At 45.7% G+C, this 12817-nt stretch carries 6 protein-coding genes and 1 pseudogene; all 7 read left to right on the top strand.

Features of this window, described 5'->3' with window-relative positions; all coding sequences use genetic code 11:
* The first annotated feature begins 61 nt into the window (after positions 1–61).
* The 7 genes and pseudogenes from HUX74_RS20380 to HUX74_RS20350 all read left to right on the top strand — a co-directional run bounded on the left by HUX74_RS20380 (position 62) and on the right by HUX74_RS20350 (position 12771).
* Positions 62–1354 (top strand): beta-galactosidase, encoded by a 1293-nt coding sequence (locus HUX74_RS20380; protein WP_119961431.1) that lies wholly within the window; start codon positions 62–64, stop codon positions 1352–1354.
* 112 nt (positions 1355–1466) lie between these two features.
* Positions 1467–2447, top strand: coding sequence for a glycoside hydrolase family 5 protein (locus HUX74_RS20375; protein WP_174647315.1), 981 nt, complete (start codon positions 1467–1469; stop codon positions 2445–2447).
* A 225-nt stretch (positions 2448–2672) separates the two neighbouring features.
* Positions 2673–5939: pseudogene (locus tag HUX74_RS20370) on the top strand (SusC/RagA family TonB-linked outer membrane protein).
* Between the two features lie 20 nt (positions 5940–5959).
* Positions 5960–7681 (top strand): RagB/SusD family nutrient uptake outer membrane protein, encoded by a 1722-nt coding sequence (locus HUX74_RS20365; RefSeq protein WP_174647314.1) that lies wholly within the window; start codon positions 5960–5962, stop codon positions 7679–7681.
* 16 nt (positions 7682–7697) lie between these two features.
* A complete protein-coding gene (locus HUX74_RS20360; RefSeq protein WP_171030402.1) occupies positions 7698–8999 on the top strand; it encodes a glycan-binding surface protein in 1302 nt (433 codons plus the stop codon).
* Positions 9000–9020: 21 nt separating this feature from the next.
* Positions 9021–11006 (top strand): hypothetical protein, encoded by a 1986-nt coding sequence (locus HUX74_RS20355; RefSeq protein ID WP_119961433.1) that lies wholly within the window; start codon positions 9021–9023, stop codon positions 11004–11006.
* Between the two features lie 67 nt (positions 11007–11073).
* Entirely contained in the window at positions 11074–12771 is a 1698-nt protein-coding gene (locus HUX74_RS20350) for a glycosyl hydrolase (RefSeq protein WP_174647313.1), read from the top strand.
* Positions 12772–12817: the final 46 nt, after the last annotated feature.

Genomic DNA, 12817 nt, shown 5'->3' with positions numbered 1-12817 from the left:
ATAGTATCATTTTTTATGATATGAGCCGCGTATCTTTGTGTATCGCTTAAAAACTGATAATATGAAGAAACAATTCTTTTTGCTGACAGTACTTTTATTCTTTTTGGGAGCATGTGCCCCTAAGCCTGCGGAGCATTCGTTTATTAAGGTCAACGCCGATGGACAGTTCGTTCGCGACGGAAAACCCTATTATTTTGTAGGTGCCAATTTCTGGTACGGTGCTATTCTTGGTTCCGAAGGTGAAGGCGGCAATCGTGAACGGTTGCATAAGGAGTTGGACTTTCTGAAAAGTATTGGCATCAACAACCTGCGCGTATTGGTGGGTGCTGACGGTGAAAATGGCATAAAGACGCGGGTAGAGCCCTCTTTGCAAGTGGCACCGGGCGTCTATAATGATACTATTTTAGCCGGATTGGATTATTTTATGAATGAACTGCGTGAACGTGATATGACGGCTGTCCTCTATTTGAACAATTCCTGGGAATGGAGTGGTGGCTATTCCGTTTACCTGCAATGGTCTGGACACGGTGATGCCGTGGTACCTGCCGTAGACGGATGGCCCGCCTATATGGAGTATGTCAAGCAGTTCCCCCAATCGGACAGCGCGAAGGCTTTGTTTGCCAATCATGTCAATTATATTGTTTCACGCACCAATAGGTATAATCAGATAAAATATGTGGATGACCCTACTATTATGTCCTGGCAGATTGGTAACGAGCCTCGCGCTTTCTCTGACGAGAACAAGGAACCGTTTGCCCGCTGGATGGCCGATGTGGCTGCACAAATCAAGTCACTCGACCCGAACCACATGGTGTCTTCCGGCAGTGAGGGCTCGTGGGGATGCGAAATGGATATGAGTCTTTTCGAGAAGATTCATGCCGACCCCAACATCAATTATCTGAATATCCACATCTGGCCTTACAACTGGAGTTGGGTGAAAGCGGACAGCCTGACGGAACTTCTTCCGCGTGCCAAGGAAAATACTAAGAAATATATAGATGACCACATGGTCATTGCCCGGAAGTACAGCAAGCCGATTGTTCTGGAGGAGTTCGGTTTTCCCCGTGACGGCTTCAGCTTCTCCAAAGAGGCACCGACCACTGCCCGCGATGAATATTACCGTTATGTATTCGACCTTATCCGCCAGGACCGTGAGAGCGGTGGACTCTTTGCTGGATGCAACTTCTGGGCATGGGGCGGTTTTGCCGGACAAAATCCCGACCATGTATTCTGGGAAAAGGGGGATGACTATACCGGTGACCCGGCTCAAGAACAACAAGGACTGAACTCTGTCTTTGCCACAGACAGCACTATTGAAATAATTAAAGCGGAAAACCGGAAGTTGCAAAATTGAACCTATCTGTGTTTTTCCGTGTAATCCCTGCCTGAAAATTAGAATGTAAGCGTGTACAAAGCGTTTGTACTGTTATTAAGAAAGATGTATAACTCTAAATACTAAGTGTGATATGAAAAGCATATGGAAAGTTATGTTGGCGGTTTGTTGCCTAGGTATGGCCATTGGTTGTGGAACAAACCCGTCGAAGAATGAAAATGTAAAGGAAACGCTACCGGCATTGGTGGTCAATGGTACGCAGCTGATGAATACCGAAGGCGATACGGTGGTATTGCACGGTGTCAGCTATGGCTGGCATCAGTTCTGGCCTCGTTTCTACAATGCCTCTTCGGTTGCTTATCTGGTCAATAACTGGAGCGCACAAGTGCTTCGGGCCTCTATGGGAGTGGATTTGGATAGCGCCTGTTATGTGAATAAGCCCGAGTTCGGTATTGAGTGTGTTACGAAAGTGGTGGATGCTGCTATCGAGAACGGCGTTTACGTCATCATCGACTGGCATAGCCACAATCTGCGGCAGGAAGAAGCAAAGGAGTTTTTCACTCAAATGGCTACCCGTTACAAAGGGGTTCCTAATGTTATCTATGAGGTTTTCAATGAACCGGTGGAAGACAGTTGGGAGCAGGTGAAGGCATACTCTGTGGAGGTTATCAAGACGATTCGTGCCATAGAGCCGGATGCCGTTATCCTCGTAGGTTGTCCGCATTGGGACCAGGACATCCATTTGGCTGCAGACGATCCTATTACCGGATATAGCAATATAATGTATACACTCCACTTTTATGCCAATACCCACGGACAGTGGCTGCGCGACCGCGCCGACTATGCTCTGGGCAAGGGCTTGCCGATTTTCGTTTCCGAATGTGCCGGTATGGAGGCAAGTGGGGACGGCCCCATCAATAAAGAAGAGTGGGGGAATTGGCTGGAGTGGATGCAGCGGCATTCCATCAGCTGGGTGGCCTGGTCTTTGTCTGACAAGGATGAGACTTGCTCCATGTTCTATCCGTCGGCTTCTTCCGAGGGAAACTGGAAAGATGCAGACATGAAAGAGTGGGGGAGAATGGTTCGTGACGAATTGACGACACTGAAAAAATAGCCCTTTAAAAACAATATGATTTAACCATTAATAATTAAGAAAAAAGAATTGTGCTTATGGAAGAAAAGAAGAATGATGCTGTGAAAACATGAATTGTTTGGAAGTAATTTTAAGTGTCAACGCCTTGATTGCATGTCACGGTTTCTTGACTTACTCTCATTTTGTTAACTAAAAAAATCTTCTTTTGGGAGGTTTTGTGTTTGTTTTAAATCTAAGAAATGCAGTATGAATTTAAATTTTAGAAAGACAGCGCTGCTTGCGGGTATATGTTCGGTGTTCAGCCTGGGTTATACCCCTCAGCTTTTCGCAGTATCATCGGTGGATACCGTTGAGGCAGTGCAGCAAACAAAGAAAATTACGGGTGTCGTCAGCGATGCGATGGGCCCTATCATTGGTGCCAATGTATTGGAAAAGGGCACTACGAATGGTGTAATTACCGACATTGACGGTAATTTTGCCTTGAATGTGAAACCGGGAGCTACCATCGTGGTTTCCTTTATAGGCTATGTCAGCCAGGAAATAAAGATAACGGACCAGACAACGGTGAACATCACGTTGAAGGAAGACTCTGAAATGTTGGATGAAGTTGTTGTGGTAGGTTACGGTACGATGAAGAAAAGCGACCTTTCCGGTGCTTCCGTTTCCATGAGTGAAGACAAGATTAAGGGCTCTATTATTACCAACCTTGACCAGTCATTGCAAGGACGTGCTGCGGGTGTGACGGCTGTCAGCACTTCCGGTGCTCCGGGCTCTTCCTCTTCTATCCGTGTACGTGGTCAGGCCACTATCAATGCCAATGCCGAGCCGTTGTATGTAATTGACGGTGTGATTGTACAGAGTCAGGGACAAAGCGGTTCATCTTATGGTTTGGGCGATGCATTGGGTAATGGCTCGGTTTCCACCATTTCTCCGCTTTCCACCATCAACCCTGCTGATATCGTCAGTATGGAAATTCTGAAAGATGCTTCGGCAACCGCCATTTACGGTGCGCAAGGTTTCAATGGTGTGGTTTTGATTACGACCAAACGTGGTAAGGCGGGTGAGGCTAAGTTTACTTATGACGGTATGTTTGCCGTTCAACGCCAGACAAAGCGCCTGGATATGATGAATTTGCGTGAGTATGCCACTTATTATAATGATTTGGCAAACATGGGTGAAATCTCTGACCCTAGTAGTTATTATGCTGATCCCTCTCTGCTGGGAGTAGGTACAAACTGGCAGGACGCCATCTTCCAGACTGCTTTGCAGCATCAGCACCAGATTTCGGCACAAGGTGGTACAGAGAAGATACAATACTACGTATCAGCTTCCTATATGGATCAGGACGGTACCATCATCGGTTCAAACTTTAACCGTTACAGCTTCCGTGCCAATTTGGACGCTCAACTGAAGAAGTGGTTGAAACTTGGTTTGAGTGCCACCTATACAGCAACGGGTGATGACCTGAAACTGGCAGACAGTGATGAAGGTTTGATTAACTACTCGTTGACCACTCTTCCTGATATACCTATCTATAATCTGGATGGCAGCTATGCCACCGTTGTTCGCGAAGGCTATACGAATCCTAACCCGATTGCCCTTGCCATGATGGATGACATCCTGCTGGACCGTCAGAAACTGACAGGTAATATTTTCTTTGAGGTCACTCCGATTAAAAATCTGGTATAGCATGCCGAACTGGGTTATGACATCAGTTCCAGCAAAGGTGAACGCTACAAGCCGATGGTTGATTTGGGTGGATGGGTACGTTCCAGCAATGAAAGCAGTATCCAGAAGAACAGCAGTACATTCTGGCAATTGAAGAACTATGTGACCTATTCCGGAAACATAGGCGACAAGCATCATTATACGGCCATGGTGGGTCAGGAGTGCTGGGAGTCCAGCTATGACTTCACGAGTGTGTTCAATAGCGGTCTGCCTTCGGATGAAGTGCACAATCCGGCCTTGGGTACGGGAACACCGACTATCAACGCAGGTTTTGGAAGTTCGTCCATGGCATCTTTCTTTACACGTCTGACTTATAACTATGCCGACCGTTATCTGGGTACTTATACCTATCGTTATGACGGTTCTTCAAACTTCGGCCCTGAAAACCGTTGGGCAGGCTTCCATTCGTTGGCTGCTTCCTGGCGCTTTTCCAATGAAACGTTCTTTGAACCGTTGAAGAAGGTAATCAGCAACGGTAAGCTGCGTTTGGGATGGGGACAAACAGGTAATGCCAACATCGGTGGTTATGCTTGGGGTACATCCATGAATCGTATGCCTTCTGGTCTGGGTATGGGGTATCGCCCCTCCAATATACCGAACACTTCCATCAAATGGGAGTCTCAGGAGCAATGGAACGTCGGGGTGGATTTGGGATTCCTGCACGACCGTATCAACCTGACGGTAGAGTGGTATAAGAAAACTTCCAGTGATATGTTGATGCCGTTGCAATTACCTTCTTATATGGGTACTTCCGGCAATGGTTCTTCTGCATTGGCTGCTCCGAAAGGTAATTATGGTGACATAGAGAATACCGGTTTTGAAATCTCTCTGAACACGCATCCCATTACGGGTAAGCTTGAATGGGACTCCGATTTCCAGATTTCTTTCAACAAGAACAAACTGAAAGGATTGGCAGGTACAGCCAATGCCCAGATTGTAGGTTACGGACAGTGGACCGATGTAGTCAGTGTGTCCAGTGTAGGCGAATCACTTTATAACTTCTATGGATTTGTCTGTGATGGTGTTTACAAGGACCTGGAGGACCTTCAGACTTCTCCGAAACCTGCCAAGTACCCGGCAAACGGTGTATTTGACCGTACCAACACTGTATGGGTGGGTGATGTGAAATATAAGGATATCAGTGGTCCTGACGGTGTGCCCGATGGCGTTATTGACGACTATGACAAGACTAATATCGGTTCTCCGATGCCTAAGTTTACTTTTGGCTGGACCAATACTTTCCGTTACAAAAACTTCGACTTGTCCGTTTTCATCAACGGTTCCTATGGCAACAAGGTGTACAACTACCTTTCCATGAAGCTGACGCATATGAACTCTCCATGGACCAACCAGTTGAATGCTGTAAACGGACGTGCACAGCTTGTTCCTATCAATCCGAACAAGGTCTACGAAGATGGAACCATGTGGTATAATGATGTGTCTAACGTCATGGTGGCAAACCCGGGAGCTTCCATTCCACGCGCCACTATCAATGACCCGAATGACAACGACCGTATCAGTGACCGTTATATTGAAGATGGTTCCTATATCCGCCTGAAGAATATCTCTTTGGGATATACTTTCCCGAAAAAGACGATTGATAAGTTGGGGCTGAGCAACTTGCGTATCTATGCCAATATTCAGAACCTGCTGACCATTACCGGTTATGATGGCTATGACCCTGAAATTGGTGCTAGTACTTCAAGCGTCAATGTATATGGTCTGGACAACGGACGTTATCCGTCTCCTACAGTTTATTCATTCGGCTTGAACGTTTCATTCTAACACTTTAATTTGAAGAAAACATGAAAATCAGATATATTAAATATTGGGCGTTTGCAGCTGTACTCGGTATGGGAACAGTTTCATGCGAAGATTTCCTGGACCGTCCTACTGAAGATAATTATAACGAATCGAATTTTTACCAGAATGACGAGCAATGTGTGCAAGGAGTCAATTACCTTTATAACTCACCTTGGTATGACTTTCAGCGCGGTTTTATTAAAGTCGGTGAAATCTTGTCCGGAAATGTATACGAGGGAAACAGTCCTTACCTGAATTTTACGGTGAATGGTACGGATGAGAACCTTGTGAATATGTCCTATTCTTTGTGGGCAGTTATCGGTCATGCCAATACCGTATATACTCGTTTGAAGACGGCAAATGCGTCAGAAGCTGTGAAAAATCAGTGTATGGGCGAGTGTCTGGCATGGAAAGCCATGGCTTACTTCTATTTGGTACGTAGTTTTGGGGCAGTACCCATTATCCATGATAATACGGCTGAATTGAATTCCGGTAATTATAACTCCAAATTCAAGGTGGAGACAGCCGATGTGTACGAGTATATCATTATGACTCTGGAGAAAGCTATGGAATTGCTTCCGGCCAGAGGCGAAACGGGACGTATTGATCGTTATTGTGCCGAAGGTCTTTTGGCTAAGGTGTATCTGACCAAGAGTGGTCTTTCCGGTACTCGCAATGCGGATGATTTGGCAAAAGCGGCAGAATATTCCAAGGATGTAATTAATAATTCCGGTCGTAATCTGCTGGCCAACTATTCCGATGTTTTCCGTTTGGCTAACAACAAGAATGAAGAGTGCCTCTTCTCTTGGCATTGGTCAGCAGGACGTGACCCTTGGACACAGCAGAATACATTGCAGTCGGACTTGGCAATGGTGGGATTCGATGAATTTGGTGACTGCTGGGGCGGTTATGCCGGTCCGTCGGTTGATTTGCAGGATGCATTTGGAATTTCCGCTTTGGAAAGCCCTGAGACTCGTTCGGATACGGATACCCGTCGTAAGGCTACCATGATGATGGCAGGTGATGTATACAGTTATTTCTGGCAGGACAAGGGCGGATTCGATTATCTGCGGTTTATCTATGATGCCGAATATGGCAAGGGTGGCCCTAATGGCGATTATCAGTCTCCTACCGGTGCCAATCATGTGAAGCATCTTTATGGTAACAATAATGACCATCTATTGGGCTTGGGCGTATCGGCTGGTAATATGTACAGCGGCCTGGCAACCCATATCCTGCGCCTGTCCGATATCTATCTGGTATATGCCGAGGCGAAAATGGGACTGGCTACCTCTACTACAGACCAGAGTGCATTGGATGCTTTCAATGCAGTACGTGGCCGTGCCATTCCGGGAGTTACTCCGAAAACCTCCATTACTTGGGAGGACGTCTGGAAGGAACGTCGGCTGGAACTGGCTTGCGAAGGTGACCGTTGGTATGATTATGTACGTTTGGCATATTATGATTCCCAGCGTGCTATCAATGAGCTGAAGGCGCAGCGCCGTGATGTTTATTATAATCTGGGCACTACCTACAAAGCTTATTATGAGAATGGTAGTTGGACGGTAAATCCGGATGAAACTCGTTACAACCCGGATGCAAAGGCACCGAATGTAACAGTTTCCAGTTTTACATTGCCGTTCCCGACAGAAGACGTGGTGTTCAATCCTAATTTGATGAAAGACCCGGTACACGTAGATGTGCGTTTTGAATTCAGTTATTAATTTAATGCTTGAAAAGATGAAAAATAATAGATATACGAATTGGTTCTTCGCGGCAGTTGTTGTCGCAGCAGGCTTTTCCATGGCAGCTTGTGAGGATGAACCGGATAAATATGAGGTGGCAGGCGGAAAGCCTATTTTGAAGTATGTTCGTGTCCCTGATCCGGCTGCGGCAGATTCTTTGCTGACCGGGGCCTATATGGCGAATACGATTTGTCTGGTCGGTGAGAATCTGCGGAGTGTTTACGAGCTCTATTTCAATGACCAGAAGGCGATACTTAATACAAGTTACATCACTGACCATACACTTATGGTAGATGTTCCGAAAGAGATTCCTTCGGTAGTGACCGATAAGATTTATATGGTGACCAGAGCAAAAGATACCATAGATTATGACTTCAAGGTGTTGGTTCCGGCTCCTACCGTGAACTCCATTTCTTGTGAGTTTGCAAAGCCGGGTAGTGAGGTGACACTGATTGGTGACTATTTCATTGATGACCCGAATGTGCCACTGACCATTACGATGGCTGGTAATGTGGAAGTGACTAATATTACGAACATAACCAAGACTGCGGTCAGTTTTATTCTTCCGGACAATGCTCCTGCAGGCTATATCAACGTGAAGTCTATTTACGGTACCGGACGTTCCAAATTCCGCTATCATGATACCCGCAACATACTCTTTGACTGGGATGGCTCTCATGGCGGTATGGCTATTGCTCATGGTTGGCGTGATGGTAGTGCGGTATTGAAAGAAGCCGATGAAAATAGTATTGATGGTGCATATATTCGTTTTGCCGGGGAACTTAAAGGGGGAATCGGTGCTACTTGGGATGAAGAACATTTTTCATTCAATTACTGGCCGGAACCGTCTGCCGGTTATCCCGAACTTTCTGCACGTCCTGAGTTTGCAGAATTGCTCGAGGAGTATGGTGTCAATGGTTTGCAACTGAAATTTGAGGTGAATATTCCTTCTTCCAATCCGTGGCAGTCTTGTGCTCTGCAAGTAATGTTTACTGGTAATGATGTGGTGACGTATGCGACCGGAAACAATGCTTACTTTAGTGATACGAATGTGCCGCGAGGTTTATGGTTGCCCTGGAAGAATACGGGTTCCTATGATACGGGCGGTAAATGGACAACCGTTTCCATGAATCTGTCCGAGTTCAACAAGACGCATGAAGGCAATAAGTGTGATAGGGCTTTTGACAAGACTATGCTGACCGGATTGACATTCTTTGTCTGGGCAGGTGGTGTGGAAGGTAAGGATTGCAATCCGGTGATTATGATTGACAACATCCGTGTGGTACCTATTGAATAACCTTTTAAATAGAATACTGATATGAATAAAACATATAAATTTCCGGCACTGTGGATGATGTGCCTGATGCTCTTCAGTTGCTTGACGTTTACGGCCTGCGACAATGGGGATGATGAAGATACCAACCAATATAAAGGGGGAATCAGTCTGAATGTATTCGGACCGAGTCCCGTAGCTCGCGGCGGTGTACTCCGTTTCCTGGGCAGTGGCATGGATAAGGTGACTGCGGTTGCTATTCCCGGTTGCGACGATATAACAGACATCGAAGTGGTCAGTGATACGGAAATCCGTGTCACTGTACCCCAGACAGCCCAGCCGGGTTTGGTTGTCTTGAAGACACCGAAAGGGGATATTACAACAAAAACAGAGTTGACATTTACGGAACCGATTGCTTTAGAGGCTTTTGCACCGGCAGAAGTAAAGCCTGGTAGTGAATTGACCATTACTGGTGAATACCTGAACTTGATTAAAGAAGTGATATTTGCTGATGAGGTAACAGTGCCTGCTGATGAGTTTGTCAGTCAAAGCCGTCAGGAGATTAAAGTTATTGTTCCTGATTCTGCTCAGACCGGTAAGTTCATCTTGTCTGATGGAGCTGAAATCCCCAATTGGATTTATACTGAAGAGGAACTGGAGGTTACTTTGCCATCGGTAGAGGCTCCACTCGACCTGGTGGATAAGAAGCCAGGTGATATCATTCGAGTTTCTGGTAAAAACTTTGATTTGGTGAAGAAAGTACAGATGCCGAATGGGGATGAAGTTGAATTTACGATGACTGCCTCTTCCGAAGGAGATGAACTTACTTTTACGTTGCCGGATAATGTCTCGGACGGAGAAGTTACGGTACTTCCTGCTTCGGATGTAAAAGTTGTGGTTGCTACTGTTGTAGTAGCTATGCCTTCGAACGTAGTGGCTGTTCCTGCTATAAACTTGCGTGGTGGAGATATAATTACCCTGAAAGGTGCCAATATGGATTTGGTGACTGATGTAACGTTCCCTGGTGTAGAAGAAGTTGTAGGATTGGAGTCACAGAATACGACTGAAATAAAGGTCTTGATGCCGGCTGCGGCTATCAGTGGTGATTTGCAATTGAATACAAATAGTGGAAAAGCAACTGCCGTATCTATTGCAACGGCAAAGCCGGAAAACATTTCTTATAGTGCGGCGACGGTCCCGGCAGGAGAGGCTTTGACTGTCAAAGGAGTAAATATGGATGTTGTTTCGGCTGTTGTATTCAGTGGTAATGTGGAAGTTACCGTATCCGATGCCACTGCTACTGCCATTTCTTTGACTGTACCCACAACTGCCGAAACTGGGGCCTTACTCTTGAAGATGGCCAATGGTGAATCTGTAGAAGCACCGTCTCTGACAATAGAGAAACCGGTATGTGCCTATTTGCCGGCATTGCCTGACAAATTGGTTCGGGGACGAATTGTGGAACTTGAGATTGTTAATGCTGATAAGCTGACAAATGTATTGCTGAATGAGGCTTCAGTCCAGTATATCAATGATGCGGCTAAAGGGGTATTGATGCTGAATGTACCGGCTGAACTGGATGGAACTTATAGCCTGAAACTGATTTCTTCAAATGGTGAAATTGCTTATGATGTTCTTGTGGTTGCCAATGAAGAAACAGTTTGGGCTGGTCCGCTCAATATTAGTTGGGGCGATGGAGGACGTGTATTGGTACCGGCTGCATCTTTTGCCAAGGTAACGGCAGGTACTGTCATGAAAGTCTATTTCGATCAGAAAGACCAGACTTGGGCACAGGCTCAGTTTAACTATGGCGATTGGAGTGGCATAGCTTTCTCTTTGTTTGATACGACTATGGTACCGACAGACATTTACGGCTGGAGTTTCGAGAGCCGTGTGATGGAGTTGACATTGACTCAGGAGATACTTGATAATATTCAAGCTAAACAAGGAGATTGTGAAGACCAGACAAATGTAGGTATCATTATTCAGGGCAGTGATTTGACGTTTACAAAAATAACGATTGTAAATTGATGAATTGTGGCTTGAAGAATGTGACTATGGATGCCCTGATTAAGAACGAAATAAAATCATAATTAAGATGAAGAAACTGAATATAAAATGGATGCTCTCATTAATAGCAGCTTTTATTTTTGCCTCCTGCGATACTGATGTCGATCATGATATCCCTGCAGTGGATGCACCGGTATTGGTGTCTACTACTCCTGAGAGTGGAGCTGCCAAAGTGAAAACGGGAGAAATCACCATTGAAGTGAAATATGACAAGAATATATTCTTTGCAACGGACAATCTGAGCGAAATCCAGTTTACCGGTGGTGAACTGATAAGTGCCGATGTGCTTGGCGCAAGCAATATACTGACTGTAAAAGTGAATGTTCCCAAGCGAGAGACGGCTTGTTCTCTTTCTATTCCCGAGGGAATAGTAACAGGACCGAACCAAATGCCTGCTCCGGCTGTATCGGTTCAGTTTTCTACTGTCGCTTTGGACAAGACACTGGTTGCCGCTACTTCGGCTAAAGCTGTGAAACTGTACAATTATCTATTGGATAACTTCGAGACGAAGACACTTTCTGCCATGATGGCCGATGTTGCCTGGAATACGGAAATGTCCGAAAAGGTGTACGGATGGACTGGAAAATATCCGGCTATCAACTGTTTCGACTATGTTCATCTGCCGGCATCTGTAGCTGGAGCAGACTGGATTAATTACGGTGACATTACTCCTGTTAAGGATTGGTCTGACAAAGGTGGCATCGTAGCTGCCATGTGGCATTGGAATGTACCCAAGAAAGTTGTAGGCGAAGCTTCTTCTACCCAAATATGGAAAGGAGAGACGGTAATGCCGGGTGATTGGAGTGGAAATGTACAGATGACGGATGATGCTGCAAAAGCTGTCTTTGCTGATGCGCAAGTGGGTCAGGTGATACGCGTGGCTGTGAAAGATGTGGCAGAGGGGGCGCAAGGTTCGTTCAAAAACAGTGGTTGGAGCGAGATTGCTTCAGGAACTGATTATTTTGACATATCCGGGGACTATACATTGGTGATTACCGAGGATATTTTGAAATCCCTGCAAGAAGGTGGTCTCATCATTGGCGGACATGATTATACAGCAGTTGCTGTTTATCTTGAAAGTAACGGTACAGCTCTTGACCCGAACAAGGATTATGCCTTCTATAAGGCAGATACGGAGTTTGACGCTGCCAATGCCACGGTGGAAGGCACTTGGGAAAACAAGGTATTTACCGAAGATTTGAAAAATACTGCCGCTTATTTGAAACTGTTGAGAGATGCGGATATTCCGATATTGTGGCGTCCGTTCCATGAGGCAGCCGGTGGCTGGTTTTGGTGGGGTAAGGATGCTGTCAGCTTTAAATCTCTGTGGATTGCTATGTTCAACTACTTCAAGGCAGAAGGACTGGATAATCTTATCTGGGTATGGACTACCGAGGGCAATGATGCTGATTGGTATCCGGGAGACCAATATGTAGACATCGTGGGACGTGATATTTATAATAAGGAAACTGCGGATTGTGTTTCAGAATATACTTCCATTGCCGGAAATTATGGAAATAAGATTGTTTCGTTGAGTGAATGTGGTACGGTCGGACTTATTTCCGAACAATGGGCATCTGGTGCGCGTTGGAGTTGGTTCATGCCGTGGTATGACGGAACAAATGAGGACGGCAGTCCGGTAGTCCATGCTGATGAAGCATGGTGGAAGGATGCTATGAACCAGGAATTTGTCGTTTCTCGTGATGAGCTTCCTTCTATGGAATAGCAATTTTTAATAATAAAATGGAAAGGGGTGTCTCTGGTTAGTATCG

This window comes from Bacteroides sp. Marseille-P8574, assembly GCF_902825465.1.
GTDB classification, from domain to species: Bacteria; Bacteroidota; Bacteroidia; order Bacteroidales; family Bacteroidaceae; genus Bacteroides; species Bacteroides uniformis.
The sequence above is the reverse complement of the archived record's forward strand: the minus strand, read 5'-3'. Positions and strand labels throughout refer to the sequence as shown.